Origin of the sequence: Paenibacillus sp. RC84 (assembly GCF_041260495.1) — a bacterium.
Taxonomy (GTDB): domain Bacteria; phylum Bacillota; class Bacilli; order Paenibacillales; family NBRC-103111; genus Paenibacillus_F.
This window is the reverse complement of sequence record NZ_JBGBYL010000002.1, coordinates 670875-689101: the sequence shown is the minus strand read 5'-3', so window position 1 is coordinate 689101 and position 18227 is coordinate 670875. Positions and strand designations below refer to the sequence as shown.

Here is an 18227-nt window from a genome sequence, read left to right as displayed (position 1 = left end):
GGCGGGCCCATAACAAAAAAAGGCTTACCCGGAGTCTGCAAATGCGGACGGGTAAGCTTTTTTTCATGGATGCAGCGTTAATTGCCTGCGTTCAATCCGTCAGGACTGCCGGGACGGCTCCGGTTCCGCCGCCAGCTCAGGCTCCTCTTCGACCTTGAACCGTTTCGGCAGAAGCAACGTGAGCACGATGCCGATGGCCGCAAGAACGAGCAGAGACCAGAAGATGCGGCTGAGACTAAACGCGAACAGCTCGCGGATGCCTGCCATCGTTTCCGGCGAGAACGCGGAACGTCCGTGGGCGTCCAACGCTTTGTTGAGGTCGATGCCTCCGACCTGATCGGGATGAGCCTGCTGATATGTATGCAGCGAGGTGTTGTACAGCATCCCGAACACCGCGATCCCCAGCGTCTGGCCGAGCGTACGGATGAACGTATGCGAAGACATGGCGGCTCCGCGCAGCTTCCAGCCTACGGCGGACTGCATCGTGATCGTGTACGCCGTGAAGGCGAAGCCGAAGCCGATCCCGAACAGCGCCGTGTACACTTCAAGCGCCCACCCCGGGGTTGCGGACGTCATTAGAGCCAAGGCGACGGAACCCGCCGTAATTCCTCCCACGCCGATGAGGACGGCGGATCTTACGCCGAGACGGACAAAGCCTCTTCCCGCCAGGGCAGCGCCGACCGTCCAGCAGATGGAGAGCGGAATCAGCGCGAAGCCCGAGCCGGTCGCCCCGCCGCCGTTCACGCTCTGCACCCAGAGCGGCAGATAGATCGTGACCGCCACGAGGATGGCGCTGAGAATGAAGCCCGACGAGTTGATGAGCGTAAGGAGCCGGTCCTTGAACAGGTCAAGCGGCAGCATCGGCTCCGGCGATCTTTTTTCGACGGCGATAAAAATAAACAGGAAGACGACGGAGACGACCAGCAGACCGAGAATGACAGGCGAGCCCCAGGCATACTGAACCCCGCCGCTGAGCAGGGCATAGATCAGAGCCGTCATGCTGACCGTGAACGTCACAATGCCCGGATAATCGATCGGCCGCTTCGTTTTCTCCAGCTTTTCGTGCAGATAGGCGGAAATAAGCAGCATGGAGATAATGCCGAACGGAATGTTAAAATAGAAAATCCATCTCCACGACACATAATCGACCATCAGACCGCCGGCCAGCGGCCCGAGAATGCCCGAAAGCCCCCAGATTCCGCTGATCCAGCCCTGGATTTTCGCGCGTTCTTCGAACGAGTAAATGTCTCCGACGATAATCATCGTAACGGGAAGAATGGCGCCGGCGCCGATCCCCTGGACCGCCCGGAAGAAGATCATCATTTCCATGGATTGCGCGATTCCGCACAAGGTCGAGCCGATCAGGAACAAACCGGTTCCGATCATAAAAATTTTCTTGCGTCCGTACAAATCGGACAACTTGCCGAATATCGGGGTAGAAACCGCCGTGGTGAGCAGGTAAATGGATATGACCCAGCTCATCAAGTCCAGACCGCCCAAATCGCCGACGATGCGGGGAATGGCGGTCGACACGATCGTGCCTTCGATGGAAGACAGGAAGGTCACGACCATGATCGCCAGCAGGACTTTCGTTTTGTCGGTGTTACCGGACCGAGCCATTGGCAGCACCGCCTTTTCTTTTTTTAGGGGACCGCACGGGATGACCGTTCAATTCGCTCAATCCCGGCGGACCGTTTGCAAGACGTGCGTTTCCAGCGCTTGCGCCACGCCGTCTTCATTGTTGGAGGCGGTTATTTGGTCCGCCTGCTCCAGAACGCCTGCCGGAGAATTGGCCATCGCGATTCCGAGACCCGCGAAAGAGATCATCTCCAGGTCGTTGAAGTAGTTGCCGATGGCAAGCACCTCGTCCGGACGGACGTCGAGACTTGCGCATAAGCTGCGCAGTGCGTTGCCCTTCGTGGCATCGGCGTGCATCACGTCGATAAAATGATCCCCGCTGCGGATCATGCGGAGATCGCCGTACAGCCGGGAAAGCGACCAGTCCCGCTCCACCGTGTCCATGACGGCCGGGTCCGCGCTGTAAAGCGTAAACTTGACGAGCGGGACCGTCAAAGCCGTAACATCCGCAACGAGATGCGGAGTGACGAAAAACTTCTTGTACATCGCCTGTTCGACCTCGGTTAAACGCTCCAGGTACATATCAAACGGGGCGCACACGTCGAAGTGCACCTCATGCTCGCGGCAGTATGCGATCATAGCGGCGATTTGGCTCACCCGGAACGCATACTGATGAATCAGTTCCAGCCCGGGAGACTGAACGGTGGCGCCGCCGTTGTGCGTAATGACCGTTCCTTCCAGTCCCAGTTCCTCCAGAACCGGAATGGCGCTTGCGGGCCCGCGGCCCGTGCAGAGCACGATAGAGCTTCCCTGCTCATGCACACGGCGTACGGTTTCCCGGGTCCGTTCGGTAAGGAGATAGTCGTCGTTCAGAAGCGTGCCGTCAACATCCAGGGCGATCAGTTTGTAAGTCATGGGGCAGGTCTCCTTTCCACTCCGTTAGGATCTGGTTTTGTCTCTCTTGCCTTATGCACTGTCCTGTGCACAGCCTTATGCACTGTCTTGTGCATTGCCTTGTGTACGCTGCCTAAGCTTCGTCTCACTTATGTAAATCGTTGTCGACATCGGGGCCAGAATCAAAAGAAGGCTTGCCCTGGAGCAGCTCCAGTTCCTCCCGGGTCAGTTCCCGGTATTCGCCCAGTCCCAGAGCCGGGTCCAGTTGGAGCGGTCCCATCGAGACGCGTTTCAAATAAACGACCCGCTTGCCGACTGCCTGGAACATCCGTTTCACTTGGTGAAACTTTCCTTCCTGGATGGTCAGCTCAATCTCCGAACGCGGCGGATCGGCGGTTGTATCGCATGTCAGAACGCGAAGCTGCGCCGGCATCGTCACGTACCCGTCATCCAGCTCGACGCCCGCTTCAAACGCCTGCTTGTCGGCTTCTCCGGCTAAGCCTTCCACCTTGGCGTAGTACGTCTTCGGCACATGCTTGCGCGGAGAAAGCAGATTGTGGGCCAGCTTGCCGTCGTTCGTAAGCAGCAGGAGCCCTTCCGTATCTTTATCCAGCCTGCCGACGGGAAATACGTCAAAGGGCGCATAAGCCTCGCCGAGCAGATCCACGACCGTGCGGTCCCGGTTGTCTTCCGTAGCGGAAACGACGCCCTGCGGTTTATTCAGAAGAAGGTAGACGAATTCCCGGTAAACGATCTTTTCTCCGCTTACGGTGATCTCGTCCTGCTCCGGGTTCACCTGCATCCCGCTGTCTTTGACCCGGATGCCGTTCACTTCGATCAAGCCGTTTTTGACCGTCTTTTTCAAATCGGAACGTGAACCGTAGCCGAGATGGGCGAGCACCTTATCGAGCCGTTGTGTTTTTCTTTTAATCGCGCTTCCGCCTCCTTCCGGCCAATCTTTTATGGAGCCTGCCTCTATTTCCTGCTTTTCCTCCCTATGAATAAAAGCCCTCTTGCCTCCGAGATCCGGGGCCAGGGCATGTTAGGTGGACTGCCTTTTATGCGAATCGGGGTTTCGGTCGAAGCGTTTGTGTAGAGCATACCGGGCGGAATTTAGTGCGGCTCCCCGTATTATAGACTATTCCGTGCCTGCTTGCACCTTCGGTCTGACAAAAAAACAGGCAATCTTTCACGATTTTCTCACTTTTTCACGAAGAACAAGCAGGATTTGCGCTCTTTCGTCTCGAAATTATTCTAGCTAAACAAGTAACCACTTAAGGAGTGAATTATGAAAAAATTAGCGATTTATTTAGGCATTATCGTTGTCCTTTTCGCCGCGATCTTCGTGGTCACGAAATCTTCCAACAAGGGCAATGACGAAGCGGCCAACAAGCTTTACGGCGTATCGGCTTCCAAGCTGAAACCGGCCACGCAGAAACTGCTCGAAGACCCGAACTACCAGAATCTGATCAAACCCGAAGAGCTTGACAAACGCATCGCGAACAAAGAAAGCTTCTTCCTGTACTACTACGGCGCGGATTGTCCGCACTGTAAAGTAACGACGCCCGTCCTTGTCCCGCTGCAAAAAAAGCTTGGCATCGACGTGAAGCAGTTTAACCTGCTTGAATTCCAGGACGGCTGGAAAAAATACAACATTGAATTCACGCCTACACTCGTATACTACAAAGACGGCGTAGAGGTAGAACGCATGGTCGGCGGCGTGCCGGAAAACGGCGGAACCGAAGGCAATACGCCTGCGAAATTCGAAGAATTTTTCCTCAAGCATAATGGCAAATAAACCAAAGAAGCAGCGGAGCTTATCCGCTGCTTCTTTGGTTTATTCCCGCTCCCCGTGACTGCGGGTCAAAAATCTTTCTTTTTCATGATTCCGAGTGAAATCAGATAAGAAACGAGAAATGCCGCAGCTCCCGCCGCCGCGATAACCGCGACTGCCGTCGGGGAAGGAAGCCCCCATTTGTCCGTGGCGCCCACAAGAAAGCCCAGCATGGAAGTCGACGCGAACAGCAGAATCATCATGATAACGCTGATAACCTGCAGGTACTTGTCTCCCAGCCAGTAATGCAGCGGAAGGTAAATCGCCGCATACACGAGCAGCATGACGCCGAGAATCCCGGAGGTTCCCCAGGAGAAGGCGGACGCGCCGCCCGTCCCTCGTATCATCGACGTTACTGTGCTTACGATAAAACCGATCCCCGTTCCCAGTACACCGAACAGGAGCACGCTCACATACCTGGCGCCCACGATGTCCGAACGCCGCACGGGAAGGCTGCCCAGCAGGATGAAATTGCGGTTCTTCACGTCATGATTCGCGGAAATAAATAAGAGCATGATGGAGGGAACAAGCTGGACCACTACTCCGCCCATCCGGGAGTTGGAGAAAGAGACGGCAAAGAAAACCACATAGATGGCCATCCACCAGAGCTCTTTTCTCATCACGCGAAAATCTTTGCTAAGCAGTGCCACCATGACTGTACCCTCCTTTGACCGTATAGACCATAATATCTTCCAGCGTCGCGGGCTCGATGACCGCATAGCCTCCGAACAACTTCTCGGCCTGCGGCCGGTTGTAAACAAGGCCTTCGAAGCCTACGGACGTTTCCCGGACGGAAACGAACTGCTTGCGGATGTCCGCATCCAGAAGCTCCGTCCCGCCTTTGACAATCGCGTACCGTTCCTGAACGTTCTCCTTGCTCTCGCTGAAAACGAGCTTTCCCCGGTTCATGAAGGCGATGTAATCCGCGACGCGGTCCAAGTCCGTCGTAATGTGAGTGGAGAACAGAATCGTATGCTGCTCATCCTGCATCAAATCCGCCAGCAGATCGAGCAGTTCGCGCCGGAAGACGGGATCGAGTCCTGCAGTCGGTTCGTCCATCACGAGGAGTTTGGCCCCGTGGGACAGAGCCGCAGCCAGACCGAATTTCATCTTCATGCCTTTGGATAAGTCCGAAATCTTCTTCACGGCCGGAAGCTCGAAGCGCTCCAGATAGGTTTGAAACTGCGCCTCGTTCCAATTCCGGTAAAAAGAAGCGAGCAGCCTTCCGGTCTGGCGGACAGTCAAATGCTCGTAGAAATGACTTTCGTCCGACACGAAACCGATCCTTTCCTTGATTTCCTTCTCCCGCTGAGGCATCTCCATTCCTTCTATGAAGACACGCCCCTGCTCCGGAATAGCGAGATGGAGCAAAATTTTGATCAGGGTGCTTTTGCCCGCACCGTTAGGACCGATCAGTCCTGTAATGTATCCTTTCGGAACCGCAAAGGACAGGTCTTGAATGTTGAAGTTTGAATAGGCTTTGGAAATATGCTTAAATTCCACGGCGTTCATCGGATGTCTTCCTCCTCTTCATACAGCGCTTTGACGGTTTCGATCGTTTCATCCACGGTTATTCCCAACTGCCTGGCTTCCCGGACGGCTTCCGACAATTTCGCTTCAAACTGCTTCAGCTGCTGTTCCCGGATATATTCCCGATTCAGACCGGAGACGAAGGAGCCTTTGCCGACGACCGAGTCGATCAGCCCTTCCTTCTCCAGCTCCTCGTAAGCTCTCTTGGTCGTAATCACGCTGATTTGCAGATCTTTGGCCAGCTGCCGGATCGACGGCAGGCTTTCTCCCGGAAGCAGCTCTCCCTGCAGAATTTGTCGCTGAATCTGCTGTCTGATCTGCTCGTAGATCGGCTCGCCTGAACTCTGCGAAAGAATAATGTTCATAGTTCACCCGCTTCGCGTTAGCTTTGTTCATATTGTATATGCATACTATATACACTATATACAATGTTGTCAATCCGATTTTGCCCATAAAAAAAACGGCAGACCGCTTGGAGCAGCCTCCGTTATTTGTTCAACCGCCTTCCCTCGAGGCTTCAGCGGTCTCCGTATCTTCCCAGCTCCTCCATGAGAAGCCGGACTCCCCTCCGAATTTGTTCGTCCCCGACTTGGGAGACATTCAGCTTCAAATAATTGTCCCGGGGAAAGCCCGGCAGATAGTGCTTGTCGATCGGTTCGATCACCACCGATTTTTTACGCAGCCGCCTGGCCAGCTCCGGCTGGGATACAGAAGGGCTCAGTATAAGGTGGGTATGGACGGGGGAGAGCTCTTCGCTTTCCATTGCCCCTTGTACTGCGCCGCCGGCAAGCGGCCCATGCTCCGCAAGCATTTGCCGGAGAAGCAACGACCTGGTCGCGTAGGCGGCTTTGATTTTATGCTTGTGCCGTTCGAACATCCCGCTTTTCAGGTAGATCTCCAGCGCGCCTTGGGAAATCATCGAGCTGTCAATGTCGGCGATGCGCTTATACAGGCTGAAGAGGTCCACAAGACTGCCGGGAACAACCGCAATACCGATACGAAGGCCGGGGAACATGATTTTGGAGAAACTTTTCAAATAAATCACGCGCTTGCCCTCATCGTAAGCATGGACCGGATCGGCTTTCCCGTCCGGCTCCAAGTCGGCCAGATAGTCGTCTTCCACCACGTAGACATCGTATTTGCGGGCAAGGGCCGCGATTTTCTTCTTCACATCCGTGCGGTAAGAGCACCCGAGCGGCGCATGAAACCTCGGGATCGTATAAAAGAACTTGATCGGCTCCGTGCGGAAAATCCGCTCCAGTTCGTCCAGATCGATCCCTTCCAGCGAACGCCGGATTCCCATGACCGGGACTCCGTGAGTCACGAGCTGTTCGATGAACAGGTGATAGCCGGGCTGCTCGATCAGCACCTTCGTTTTTCCGTTCGGAAAAGGAAGCCCGGCCAGAATGGCCAGCGCCTGCTGCACCCCGGACACGACAAACAGGCTGCTGACGCGCGTAAACACCTGATAATCCGCAAGCAGCTTCTGCATCATCATGAGCAGTGCGGGCAGCCCTTGAGGAGTGCCGTACACAAACAAATCGTTTTTGTACGTATCGATCGCTTTGTTCATGCAGTGCTGGAAATCCAGATAAGGAAAAAAGGCCGGGTCCGGAGCGGAGACGGCAAAGTCGATGACTTCCGGCGAGTCCGGGGCGGTATCCGGCGACGATTGGACGACGTAGTACCCGCTCTTGGCGATGGAATAGACCAGATGCCTGCTCTCCAATTCCTCCATTGCCCGGATAACGGTGCTTTTGTTAACCCCGTAGCTTTCCGACAACTGCCGGATGGAGGGCAGTTTGCTGCCCTCCTTGTAGCGGCGGTCCGCGATCTGCTGCTCCAGATCGGTTAAAATTCCTTCATATTTGCGCATGAATACACCTCTCCGGCCAATCTGTACCGGTACAGTTAACGTTTTCTCCTATTGTAGCACAGCCGCCCGTCCCCTTAAAATCTAAACAAGGACCTTAATAAACCGCTTTGCATGCAGGCTCAAAGGAATAGATCGCCATGAAAGCAGCACCTCTTACCAAAGCTTACCTATCCGCCGTACTATACGCCTTGATCATCGGCTTCTCGTTCATATTCGTTAAAACCGCCCTCGTTTCCACAGGGCCGTTCGACCTCCTGGCGCACAGGTTTACGATTTCCCTGGCCGCGCTGCTCGTCTTCCTCGCTCTCAGCAAAACCCGGCTGAACATCCGGAAGCGGGATTATTTAGCCATCCTGCCGATGGCCGTGCTGTATCCCGTTCTGTTTTTTGCTTTCCAGACCTTCGGCCTGGTACAGGCGTCGGCTTCCGAGGCGGGAATCATTCAAGCCGCAGCCCCCGTTTTCACTATGATGCTCGCTTCGGTTGTGCTGAAGGAACGGACCGGCCTGCGGCAAAATCTGTTCATCGCCCTTTCTGTGGCAGGCGGTGTTTATATTTTCGCCATGAAGGGATTGGACTTTCGTACGATGAACGGAGCCGGACTGTTCCTGATCCTGCTCTCCGCTCTTTCCTCCGCCGGATACAGCGTGCTCGCGAGAAAATTAAGCCGGAACTATACACCGCTCGACTTGACGTTTGTTTCGCTGCTTTTCGGCTTCATCGCGTTCAACGGATTTGCGGTCATCCGAAGCACCGTTCAAGGCACGCTTCCACTCTATTTCGAACCTTTCGGCGACCTTTCGTTCATCGTCTCGGTCCTTTTTCTGGGCGTGCTGTCCTCCCTTGCGAGTTCATTTCTGTCCAATTACGCCCTTTCCAAAATGGAGGCGTTCAAAATCAGCATTTTCAGCCAGCTGGCAACGATCGTTACCATGGCAGCCGGCGTCATCATCCTGCATGAGAAACTGGCCTATTTCCATTTGATCGGAGCCGCCCTTATGATTGCCGGAGTGGTCGGCGTATGCCTGCCGTCGTCTCCCCGCAAAACTTCCCGGCAGCCGGAACGGAGGCTGGATGCGTGAAGGGAATTTTGAGCAGCAAAAAGCCGCCGCGTTTGACAATCTATCTCCGCGTCCAGCTTCGAGTATGCGCATCCGCTCAACTATAATGCCTGACGCCTATTCCGCAGGTACAACGAAAAGGCCGTGACATTCACGGCCTTTTTATCGTTCGCCCTATTCCCGGCTGTCTGCTTCCCGCACCGGCTGCGGGGCACCCGCTTCTCGCCGCGAAACAGTGCCTCAAAGAGAGGCGCGCATATGGATGCCGGCCAGACGCTTCCCGTCCGGTCCCGTCTTCTCCGACACGTCAAAAGGACAGAAGCCGAGCTTCGCGTACAGCAGCAGCGCGGGCGTATTCGTGTTGTGACAGACGAGATTCAGAAACGGAACACCGAGCTCCCGCTTCGCCCTGTCCATCATCGTCCGGATCAGGAAAGAGGATGCCCCTTTTCCCCGGTACTCGGGCGCCACAATCACGTTTCCGAGCCAGCATTCCTTCTCCCGTACGCAGTCGTACAGATTGGCGTAAGCGGCAATTCCCCCGCATTCTGCGGCAGCCCGCAAATAACGTCCAAATCGTCCGGTGATAAAGGCCTGCTTTGATAATCCGCCATTCCTGCCACTCCCTCATCTTATTCTTATGTACCGTATTGTACAGGCGAACACCGTTTTCCCGCCCGCGCTTATCTCTTGTCCCTGCCCCTGCCTGCAAAAAAACCGGCCGGGCCATATGCCTGCCGGTTCCTTCCCTGCCGTTCCGTCTATGATTCGGTCCGCCGCTCGCCTTGAATTTGCCGGACCTGTCCCGCCAGATCCTCATCCACGATGCGAATTTCCAGCGGATAAGGCTCGAAAGGCCGCACCCCGTTATTCCGGAGCTTGACCAGATACGCTTCCGCATCCCGCAGCAGAAGAGCCACGTCTATTCCGAGCAGCCTGTCCGGGTACCCCTGCAGCTTCGCGATCCCCGATTCCATCAATTTAACGGCTCCCGATACGTTAGCGTTAAGATGATGATACAGCCCGACGGCAATCTGCAGCAGCCCCTGGTAAAACGGCTTCCGGCCTTCTTCCAGCCAGAGGGTCTCCATCACTTCATGGCATTCGTAATAATCCCGGTTTACATTGAACTCGTATAAAAAAGCGAGGTACAGAGGATCGTAAGGACGCAAATCAGCGCGCCCCTTTTTTCGCCCGTTTGATGGCTTCCTGGATTTCCTCCTGGAGCTCGCGCATGGCCCGTGTATCGTCCTTTTCGAAAATTTCGTTGAAGCGCATCTGGAACTGGACGGCTTCCCGGACGCGATGATAGAAATACAGCACCTGGATGCAGTTCAGAATGACGGTAACCAGATTCGAATTGTCTTCGAACAGCTTCTGCGCTTCCACGATTTCCCCGCGGATATTGGACATTTCCTGATCCAGCAGGTAAGCGGCTTCGGCCGCCCGGCTCAGTCTCGTGCGGACCTCCTCCGGCAGCATGCTTTCCTTGTATTTATAATTCAGGGAATGCTCGATAGTCGCCCAGAAATTCATCGCCAGCGTACGCAGCTGAATTTCGCCGAGCACCTTTTTCATCCCCAGAGAAGTCTGCACCGGGTATTCGATAATCATATGAAAGCTGCGGTAGCCGCTTTCCTTCTTGTTGGCGATATAATCTTTCTCGTAGAGCACTTTCATATCCTTACGCTGGTGGATCAGCTCGCGCAATGTTTCGATATCTTCAACGAACTGGCACATGATGCGGATGCCCGCGATATCTTCGATGCCGGTTTCAAGATCGTCCATGGATACGTTCAACTTCTTGGCTTTATCCAAAATGCTCGAGATTTTTTTGACACGCCCGGTCACGAATTCGATCGGAGAATATTCCTCGCGGTTTTTGAGTTCCGCCCGAAGCGTTTTGAATTTAATTTTGAGTTCCTCTACGGTCTGTTCATAAGGAAACAGAAATTTTTTCCAATCTCTTCCATCCATAAGAACTGCCTCCACTTCCGGTCAAAGTCGACGTTGATCTGCCCCGATCGCCTCGGAAATATGGGTAAAGCCGTCTTTTTTAAGCAGGGTCGACAAACCTTCATTCAATTTCTTCAAAAGGCCCGGGCCTTCGTATATAAGCGCCGTATACACTTCGACGAGGCTCGCTCCCGCACGGATTTTGTCATAGGCATCCTGCGCGGTGAAAATTCCGCCGGACCCGATAATCGGGATGCGTCCCTCCGTCATTCGGTACACGCGCGAAATAAGCTCGGTCGAACGAGATGTCAGCGGACGTCCGCTCAGGCCCCCTGCCTGATCCCGGTTGGGATGACTTAATCCGTCGCGTCCAAGCGTCGTATTCGAAACGATAATCCCGGAAACCCCGCTTCCGCCGATGACGGCAATCGTATTTTCCAGCTCGGTGTCGGTCAGGTCGGGCGCAATTTTGACGAGAACCGGCTTGGCCGCGCCGCCGGTCCGCTCGTGCTGATTCTTCATCTCGCCCATGACCGCATGAAGCAATCTCTGCAAATCATTGCCATGCTGCAAATTACGCAGATCGGGGGTATTCGGTGAAGAGATATTGACCACGAAAAAGTCCCCGTGCCCGTACAAGGTCCGGATGCAGGAGCGGTAATCTTCTTCCGCCTGCTCGTTGGGCGTCGTTTTGTTCTTGCCGATGTTGACGGCTACGGGGATCGGACGGCTGCCGAGGCGGCTTAAATTTTGCGCCATCGCCTCCGCGCCGATGTTGTTGAAGCCCATCCGGTTGATCAGGGCTTCATCCTCCGGAAGCCGGAAAAGCCGCGGCTTGTCGTTGCCGCTCTGCGGTTTGGGGGTAACGGTCCCCACTTCCATAAAACCGAAACCCATCCGGGAGAACCCTTCCACCGCCTGGGCGTTCTTATCCAGTCCGGCGGCAAGTCCCACCGGATTCGGGAACGCGATTCCCCAGAGCGTGCTATGAAGTTCGGGGGCATGACCGAACCCCCATGCGGCGCCGATAACGGACGACATTCCCGGGATCTTGGCAGCCGTTTTAAGTCCGTTAATCGTCAAATGGTGAGCCTTCTCCGCGTCCATGCGAAACAGGACCGGCTTAGCGATCTTCTTGTATACCATGCAGTTGACACTCCGTTCCTCAGTACTCTCATCTGTCAGTTTATCGCGTTCCACGCGAGAATGCAAAGATTTTTATCCGTACAGAGCCCCGTGATCGGGACGTATAATCCCCTTTAATCCACATTAAACACGAACGAAATATATTATAACACAAAAATTGTTCGCTTTATCATGAATTCCGTACAAATGTTTGCTTATTTTGACCGCTTCTTGCGACAGAACCTATTACGATAAACCGGATCGTTTTAATCGGTTTTAAAAAAACGGATTTAAACGGCAGGCCTTCGTCTCGTAACGCGTCGGACGGAGAGGTCTCTAACCGGACGTAAAAAAAGCGCCCGCCCCGCACATAGCAGGGAAGGCGCTCTCGCATCCCGTCCTTAACGGACGGGGACTTAATCCAGCCAGCGGTATACTTTACCGGGATTGGTCTCCTGTACCTCCGAAGGAAGCTTAAAAGCTCCCTTCGGGCCGAATCCTGCCCCGGATGCGCCGCTGTCGCCGCCGGACCCGTCACCGACGAGCCCCGCCGGGAGCAGCCCGCTTCCTATGGTGACCTTCGTGCCTTTCGGAGCCATGTCGAACAGCTCCTCCACGTCTTCCTGCCTCATCCGGATACAGCCCAGCGATTCGTCCTTGCCGATCGAGGACGGGTGTCTGGTCCCGTGGATCGCATAGTCCGTATCGGAGAGTGTCATCCCGCGCGTGCCGAACTCGCCTTTCGTCCGTCCCTTGGGATTGCGGACTTTCTCGGATACGGCGAATTCGCCGAGCGGGGTCCGCGCCCCACCGAGACCGACCTCGTAGCTCCTCACGACGGTCCGTCCGCTCACCAGCGCCAGCCGGTGCAGCTTGGTGTCGATGAGGATCGCCAGCGGCTCGCTGAGCGCCTCCTCCGCGGCCGCGGAAGCGGCGGACGGCTTGGCGCCGGGGGCCGTGTCCGCGCCGCCTGTCCCGGCTGGCGCCTGCCCGTTCGCGCCCGCGGCGGCGGCCTCCCGTACAAGCGGGAACGCTTCCCGCATGTACGGCGTCAATCCCGACATCACGTTGTCGGGATACGGCCGCAGCAGCTCCTCCGGTCGCTCCGGCAGCTTCCCGCTTGCCGTGCGGTAAGCCTCCAGCGCCGAACGGAGCACGAGGAGCTGCTCCTGGCGCTGCCGCCAGGCTCCCGCCGGCTCCGCGAAGCGGCCCGGATCGTCCGGGCGGCAGTTGCAGGCGGCGGCGTCGAAATAGGCGATCGCCGCCGCTTCGCCGGGCCCGCCGCTTGCGACCGACAGGAGCGGCTTCAGCGGCCTGTGCCAGGCGATCCAGCCGCCGCCCGGTCCGTCCGCGCCCTGTGCGGACAGGAGGACGGCTTCGCCGCCTGCCGGCCTGTCGCGCAGCAGCATCCGTTCGAGCGCTCCGCTCGCGGACGTCTCTTTCCCGGCGGAGGAAGCGCCGTCCGCCGTCAAATAGACGCGCGGCCCTTCCTCAGCCGCCGGGAGGTCCGCCGATGCTCCGGCGCTTCCGCCGGGGCGTCCGTCTCCCGCTGCCGGTCCCGCCGGAGCGGGCAGCAGCGCGATCAGCGCCAGCAGGGCCGCCGTAAGCGCGGCTTTCCTGCGGCGGCTCCGCTTGGCCGCCGTCTTCAGCTCCTGCGGCCAGGGAACGGAGGAATCGAGCGCCGACCAGTCGACGGTTATTTTCCGCTTCTCGAACGCTTCATAGATTTCGCCGGACTGCGCGTAGCAGTAAGCGGCTTTCCCCCGGTCTCCCCGGGCCGCATATTCCCTGCCGAGCAAATACCACGCCATTCGCTGGTCCGGATGATCCCGGACATATTCCTTCAGATAAACCCGGTCTTCAATGGGATTGTGCCGCAAAAATCGGGCCAGTTTCTCGTCCGGTTTTTCTGTGCTCACTTTTTTCACCGCCTGCTTCAAGGATTACCGGTGTTTCTTTTCCTTTTATCGGCAGAAGAAGCTGCTCTGTTGAATTTCGTTCAAATCCTGTCTGTTTTTCTCTCTTATTTTCTTTTATCCGGGGTAATCCGAGTTAATCCGACAATAATAGACAAATAAAGCCCTGTTTCCGATAGGGAAACAAGGCTTTATTTGTATAAAGAAAGAAATCTTACATATTGAAAGGAGTATCGGCCACTTTGATCGAATCGGTCGGGCAGCCGTCTTGCGCATCCTGCAGATCGTCGTACAGATCTTCCGGAATTTCGGTCACGCCGTGGTTACCGTCGTTTTCGTAAATCACTTCCGCAATACCCTCATCATCGTAGTCGTAAATATCTGGAGCAGTTGCGCCGCAAGCTCCGCACGCAATGCAGGTGTCTTTTTCCACCCATGTATACTTAGCCATATATGAATTCCTCCTCTAATAGTCCTCCATTGTCCACTATAATATAAAGTATTCGAAAGTTCAACGGAAAGTACAAGTGGAAAGCCAGCCGCCATGCGGTGTCCGGCTCTTCCCCTTTAAGATTTCATTCCGGGCCGGATGTTATTCGGCTTCCGGCTTTTATAACGGGAATGAATCTCCGTCCGGGTCTTTCTGCAAAGAAGTTCCCCTCCGTTTGCGGTTGCGGATAAGCCCCGACGGATTGTCGCCGATCATCCCCGCGGTAAGTACCGCATCTTCTCCGAATTTATCCCGGAGCGCGTCCATGATCTCGCTCAGTTTGTCCTTCTTCGGCTGCTGCTCGTAACTGAACAGATCGAGCTGAATCGCGGCATCCTCCTTCGGCGTCAAGTTCTGGCCCGTGATGCCGAGTAGGCGGATCGGCTTTTCCGGCGCCCAATGCCGCTCGAACAGCTCGCACGCGGCCTTGTACAGATCTTCGTGATGGTCGGTCGGCACGGGCAGCGTCACATTCCTTGTGATCGTCTTCATATCGGGGTCCCGGATCGTAATTTGCACGGTCGAAGCCATCAGCTTCTGATGTCTGAGCCGGCGCCCGACCTGATCGGCCAGATTCAAGAAGACACGGAACACTTCCTTGCGGTCCGTGTAATTGTAAGGAAGCGTCGTCGTGTGGCCGACCGACTTGTTCGGCTCGCGCTCCGGGTTAACCTCCGAACGAGAGATGCCGTTGGCGGCCTGCTTGAGAGCGGGGCCGCTTATGCCGAACGACTTGCGGAGAAGCCCCTCGTCGGCAGCCGCCAGTTGGCCGATCGTGTGAATCTGCAGCTTCTGCAGCTTCTCGGCCGTTTTTCTGCCGATGCCGTACAATTCTCCGCAGGGTCTGTCCCAGAGGACCTTCGGCACATCCCGCAGACGAAGCACGAACAATCCGTTGGGCTTTTTCATATCCGAAGCCATCTTGGCCAGAAGCTTGTTCGGCGCCACGCCGACCGAACAGGGCAGACCCAGCTCTTCGCGTATCCGGGTCTGAATCTCCTCCGCGATCTGAAGCGGGGTTCCGAACTGCTTGGAACCCGTTATGTCCACATAACATTCATCGATGGACATGGTCTCGACCATCGGCGAATAATCATAGACTATACGGCGGAAGCCGCGGGAAAACTGCCGGTACAAATCGAAGTTCGGCTTGATGAGCACAAGCTCCGGACAAAGCCTCATCGCCTGCCGGACGAGCATTCCCGTCTTGACTCCGCGCGCCCTGGCGGGATAGGAGGAGGTTACGATGATGCCTTTGCGCTGTTCCACGCTGCCCGACACCGCGATCGGCTTGCCCCGGTACAGCTCGGGCTCCACGACTTCGTGTACGGAACAGTAAAACGCGTTCATATCGATATGTAAAATGACTCTTCCGTTCTTGGGATACCCTTCCTGTGCCATTATCCCGGCTTCCTCCTTCCTGCGGGCGCGCGAGGTCCCGTATAGCGTATCGAAAAGCGGTCGTTCGGCGCTTTATCCTCTTTATTCCTTCTAATTCTTAGTCTATTCCTGTCCGCTTGAGGAATCAAGAACGGCTATCGTCCAAAATTTGCGAAAATTCATTCTTTATGGTTGAAATTATGGTATAATCGTGCATTATACATTCGAGAAAACATTCGAAAAATGAACAGCCACACGTTTAGAGGGGGAGCACCGAAATGTCCGATTCAATCAAAATCTTTGACACTACGCTTCGTGACGGAACCCAGGGCGAAGGAATCAGCCTGTCCGTGGAGGACAAACTGAAAATTGCCCAGAAGCTCGACGAGCTGGGCGTTCATTATATAGAAGGCGGCTGGCCCGGAAGCAACGGCAAAGACATTGAATTTTTTAACCGTGTTCAGGAACTGAATCTTAAGCATGCGAAAGTAACGGCATTCGGCAGCACCCGCCGCAAGAACACCAAAGCCGAAGAAGATCCCAATCTGACGACGCTGGTGGCGTCCGGCGTTAAAGTCGCGACGATTTTCGGAAAATCGTGGGATTTTCACGTTCACACCGCCATTCAGACGACACTCGAAGAAAACCTCGCGATGATTTTCGATTCCGTACGGTATCTGAAAAGCTGCGGTCTTGAAGTCATTTACGACGGCGAGCATTTTTTTGACGGCTACAAAAACAACCCTGACTACGCCCTCCAGACAATCCGCCAGGCGCAGGAAGCCGGCGCGGACTGGATCGTGCTGTGCGATACGAACGGCGGATCGATGCCGGAGGAAATTTTCGAGATCGTTTCGGAAGTCAAGAAACAGATCACGACGCCCGTGGGCATCCACGCCCACAACGACTGCGAGCTGGGCGTCGCCAATTCCCTGGCAGCCGTGAGAGCCGGCGCCCGCCAGGTACAGGGCACGATGAACGGATACGGCGAGCGCTGCGGCAATGCGAATCTGTGCTCCGTCATTCCGAATCTGCAGCTGAAGCTCGGCTTCGCCTGCATTTCGGATGAGCAGTTGGAATCGCTGGGGCCCGTCGCCCGTTACGTCAGCGAGATCGCGAACATGCACATGCCGATGAACCAGCCGTATGTCGGCAGCGCGGCTTTCGCCCACAAAGGCGGCATCCACGTGTCCGCTATCCTCAAGCATGCGAGCACGTACGAGCATATCGTTCCCGAGAAGGTCGGCAACAAGCAGCGCGTACTCGTTTCGGAACTGGCGGGGCAGAGCAATCTCGTGTCGAAAGCGGCCGAGCTCGGCCTCAATCTGGAACAGCAGGACGGCAAAGCGAAAGAAATCATTTCGCGCATCAAAGACCTTGAGCATGAGGGTTACCAGTTCGAAGGCGCGGATGCTTCGCTTGAGCTGATGATGCGGGAAGCTTCCGGCGAGCTGCAGGAGCCGTTCGTGCTGGAATCGTTCAAAATTTTCGTGGAAAAGTCGGCGGATCGTCCGGTCAGCTCCGAAGCTTTCGTCAAGGTGAACGTGCACGGCGAATCCATGTATACCGCCGCGGAAGGCGACGGACCTGTCAATGCGCTCGATAACGCGCTGCGTAAAGCTCTGCTGCCTTTCTATCCGGACATTCACAGAATGCACCTGTCCGACTATAAGGTACGCGTGCTTGACGACAAAGGAGCGACCGCTTCCAAAGTCCGCGTCCTCATCGAATCCCGCAATTTCGAGAACGAATGGAATACCGTAGGGGTTTCCTCCAATATTATCGAAGCCAGCTGGCATGCGCTCGTCGACAGCTTCCGGTATGCCCTGATCGGCAAACCCTGCATCGAGAGAGAATCGCTTGATCCAAGACCGGTCGGTCTAGTGAACCATTAATTTATTTTTCCTTACAAAAAGATAAGCCCCGTTTCTTCCGTGTGGGCAGCCTGGCCTTTACACACGGACTCGAAACGGGGCTTTTTACATGTCACCGAAAATCGGGCAGGCTAGACGCGAAACTACAGAACCTTCTAGCGGCCCTTGATCAAAGCCTTGATTTTCTTTTCCCACTCCGCCTTCGGAAGAAGGTTTACCACTTCCTGCACGACTCCGTTCTTGTCCACAAGGAAGCTCGTCGGGATCGCCAGAAACTTGAACGATTCCGAGACTTTACCGGGTTCATCCAGCAGCACCGGAAAATTGATGCCATACTCCTTGGCGAAGGCCCTCGCCTTTTGCTCGTCATCCTGACTCGTTACATTTATTGCCACCAGGTCCACTTTGTCCCCGTATTTTGTCTGAAGATCAATCAAATCCGGCACTTCCATCTTGCATGGACCGCACCAGGACGCCCAGAAATTCAAAATAAGCGGCTTATCGCGCGCGCCTCCGACCTGATAGGGCTTACCGTCCAAATCCGGCAGGCTGAAAGAAGGGACAAACATTCCCGGACGGGGGCCCGTTTGGGTAGGCGCAGCCGTTTGTTTTTCGTCTTTTTTGCCGATCTGGACAAATATAGCCGCGGCCAGAAGAAGCACGATGGCCAGAATCGCTGCATTCCGTTTCAATTTCAGCCCTCATTTCCGCAT

The 18227-nt window shown here is 55.5% G+C and carries 18 protein-coding genes; 3 read left to right on the top strand and 15 right to left on the bottom strand.

Features of this window, described 5'->3' with window-relative positions; genetic code table 11:
- Positions 1-99: 99 nt before the first annotated feature.
- The 3 genes from ABH899_RS06935 to ABH899_RS06925 all read right to left on the bottom strand — a co-directional run bounded on the left by ABH899_RS06935 (position 100) and on the right by ABH899_RS06925 (position 3403).
- Positions 100-1620: an MDR family MFS transporter gene (locus ABH899_RS06935; RefSeq protein WP_369995070.1), complete on the bottom strand. Its 1521-nt coding sequence runs from the start codon at positions 1618-1620 to the stop codon at positions 100-102.
- Between the two features lie 57 nt (positions 1621-1677).
- Positions 1678-2493 (bottom strand): Cof-type HAD-IIB family hydrolase, encoded by an 816-nt coding sequence (locus ABH899_RS06930; protein ID WP_218229565.1) that lies wholly within the window; start codon positions 2491-2493, stop codon positions 1678-1680.
- Between the two features lie 124 nt (positions 2494-2617).
- On the bottom strand, positions 2618-3403 hold the full coding sequence (locus ABH899_RS06925) for a pseudouridine synthase (protein WP_369995158.1): 786 nt from the start codon (positions 3401-3403) through the stop codon (positions 2618-2620).
- 357 nt (positions 3404-3760) lie between these two features.
- Here ABH899_RS06925 and ABH899_RS06920 point away from each other — a divergent pair, with 357 nt between their 5' ends.
- A complete protein-coding gene (locus tag ABH899_RS06920) occupies positions 3761-4270 on the top strand; it encodes a thioredoxin family protein (protein WP_369995067.1) in 510 nt (169 codons plus the stop codon).
- 65 nt (positions 4271-4335) lie between these two features.
- Here the strand turns inward: ABH899_RS06920 and ABH899_RS06915 are convergent, their stop codons facing one another.
- From ABH899_RS06915 to ABH899_RS06900, 4 genes are all read right to left on the bottom strand, one after another.
- A complete protein-coding gene (locus ABH899_RS06915; protein WP_369995066.1) occupies positions 4336-4959 on the bottom strand; it encodes an ABC-2 transporter permease in 624 nt (207 codons plus the stop codon).
- A complete protein-coding gene (locus tag ABH899_RS06910; protein WP_369995064.1) occupies positions 4943-5818 on the bottom strand; it encodes an ABC transporter ATP-binding protein in 876 nt (291 codons plus the stop codon). Before ABH899_RS06910 ends, ABH899_RS06915 begins: the two co-directional genes overlap by 17 nt.
- Positions 5815-6201 carry a GntR family transcriptional regulator gene (locus ABH899_RS06905; RefSeq protein WP_009674777.1) on the bottom strand — a complete coding sequence of 129 codons (387 nt, stop codon included), beginning with the start codon at positions 6199-6201 and terminating at the stop codon, positions 5815-5817. Before ABH899_RS06905 ends, ABH899_RS06910 begins: the two co-directional genes overlap by 4 nt.
- Positions 6202-6353: 152 nt before the next feature.
- Positions 6354-7712: an aminotransferase-like domain-containing protein gene (locus ABH899_RS06900; protein WP_369995062.1), complete on the bottom strand. Its 1359-nt coding sequence runs from the start codon at positions 7710-7712 to the stop codon at positions 6354-6356.
- Between the two features lie 137 nt (positions 7713-7849).
- Between ABH899_RS06900 and ABH899_RS06895 the strand changes: the two genes are divergently transcribed.
- A complete protein-coding gene (locus tag ABH899_RS06895; protein ID WP_369995061.1) occupies positions 7850-8794 on the top strand; it encodes a DMT family transporter in 945 nt (314 codons plus the stop codon).
- A gap of 219 nt (positions 8795-9013) precedes the next feature.
- Here the strand turns inward: ABH899_RS06895 and ABH899_RS06890 are convergent, their stop codons facing one another.
- The 7 genes from ABH899_RS06890 to ABH899_RS06860 form a co-directional block, all read right to left on the bottom strand.
- The gene (locus ABH899_RS06890; protein ID WP_369995059.1) at positions 9014-9337 is read right to left on the bottom strand and encodes a GNAT family N-acetyltransferase; all 324 of its coding nucleotides are present in this window, start codon (positions 9335-9337) and stop codon (positions 9014-9016) included.
- A 197-nt stretch (positions 9338-9534) separates the two neighbouring features.
- Complete coding sequence (locus tag ABH899_RS06885; RefSeq protein ID WP_369995057.1) at positions 9535-9945, bottom strand: DUF309 domain-containing protein; 411 nt, start codon at positions 9943-9945, stop codon at positions 9535-9537.
- 1 nt (position 9946) lies between these two features.
- Positions 9947-10750 carry a GTP diphosphokinase gene (yjbM, locus tag ABH899_RS06880; protein ID WP_009674739.1) on the bottom strand — a complete coding sequence of 268 codons (804 nt, stop codon included), beginning with the start codon at positions 10748-10750 and terminating at the stop codon, positions 9947-9949.
- Between the two features lie 21 nt (positions 10751-10771).
- The gene (locus ABH899_RS06875) at positions 10772-11875 is read right to left on the bottom strand and encodes a quinone-dependent dihydroorotate dehydrogenase (protein ID WP_369995054.1); all 1104 of its coding nucleotides are present in this window, start codon (positions 11873-11875) and stop codon (positions 10772-10774) included.
- Between the two features lie 395 nt (positions 11876-12270).
- Positions 12271-13773 (bottom strand): L,D-transpeptidase, encoded by a 1503-nt coding sequence (locus ABH899_RS06870; protein ID WP_369995052.1) that lies wholly within the window; start codon positions 13771-13773, stop codon positions 12271-12273.
- Positions 13774-13984: 211 nt separating this feature from the next.
- On the bottom strand, positions 13985-14221 hold the full coding sequence (locus ABH899_RS06865) for a ferredoxin (RefSeq protein ID WP_009674781.1): 237 nt from the start codon (positions 14219-14221) through the stop codon (positions 13985-13987).
- 159 nt (positions 14222-14380) lie between these two features.
- Complete coding sequence (locus ABH899_RS06860; RefSeq protein ID WP_369995050.1) at positions 14381-15661, bottom strand: DNA polymerase IV; 1281 nt, start codon at positions 15659-15661, stop codon at positions 14381-14383.
- 257 nt (positions 15662-15918) lie between these two features.
- On the opposite strand from ABH899_RS06860, the gene cimA reads away from it, so the two are divergent.
- Entirely contained in the window at positions 15919-17535 is a 1617-nt protein-coding gene (gene cimA / locus ABH899_RS06855; protein ID WP_369995048.1) for a citramalate synthase, read from the top strand.
- Positions 17536-17669: 134 nt separating this feature from the next.
- Here the strand turns inward: cimA and ABH899_RS06850 are convergent, their stop codons facing one another.
- Complete coding sequence (locus tag ABH899_RS06850) at positions 17670-18206, bottom strand: TlpA family protein disulfide reductase (protein WP_369995047.1); 537 nt, start codon at positions 18204-18206, stop codon at positions 17670-17672.
- Positions 18207-18227: the final 21 nt, after the last annotated feature.

Coding starts and splice junctions, on each gene's coding strand:
- ABH899_RS06935 (WP_369995070.1), bottom strand. CDS start 1,620: ATGGCTCGGTCCGGTAACACCGACAAAACGAAAGTCCTGCTGGCGATC.
- ABH899_RS06930 (WP_218229565.1), bottom strand. CDS start 2,493: ATGACTTACAAACTGATCGCCCTGGATGTTGACGGCACGCTTCTGAAC.
- ABH899_RS06920 (WP_369995067.1), top strand. CDS start 3,761: ATGAAAAAATTAGCGATTTATTTAGGCATTATCGTTGTCCTTTTCGCC.
- ABH899_RS06915 (WP_369995066.1), bottom strand. CDS start 4,959: ATGGTGGCACTGCTTAGCAAAGATTTTCGCGTGATGAGAAAAGAGCTC.
- ABH899_RS06910 (WP_369995064.1), bottom strand. CDS start 5,818: ATGAACGCCGTGGAATTTAAGCATATTTCCAAAGCCTATTCAAACTTC.
- ABH899_RS06905 (WP_009674777.1), bottom strand. CDS start 6,201: ATGAACATTATTCTTTCGCAGAGTTCAGGCGAGCCGATCTACGAGCAG.
- ABH899_RS06900 (WP_369995062.1), bottom strand. CDS start 7,712: ATGCGCAAATATGAAGGAATTTTAACCGATCTGGAGCAGCAGATCGCG.
- ABH899_RS06895 (WP_369995061.1), top strand. CDS start 7,850: ATGAAAGCAGCACCTCTTACCAAAGCTTACCTATCCGCCGTACTATAC.
- yjbM (WP_009674739.1), bottom strand. CDS start 10,750: ATGGATGGAAGAGATTGGAAAAAATTTCTGTTTCCTTATGAACAGACC.
- ABH899_RS06875 (WP_369995054.1), bottom strand. CDS start 11,875: ATGGTATACAAGAAGATCGCTAAGCCGGTCCTGTTTCGCATGGACGCG.
- ABH899_RS06865 (WP_009674781.1), bottom strand. CDS start 14,221: ATGGCTAAGTATACATGGGTGGAAAAAGACACCTGCATTGCGTGCGGA.
- ABH899_RS06860 (WP_369995050.1), bottom strand. CDS start 15,661: ATGGCACAGGAAGGGTATCCCAAGAACGGAAGAGTCATTTTACATATC.
- cimA (WP_369995048.1), top strand. CDS start 15,919: ATGTCCGATTCAATCAAAATCTTTGACACTACGCTTCGTGACGGAACC.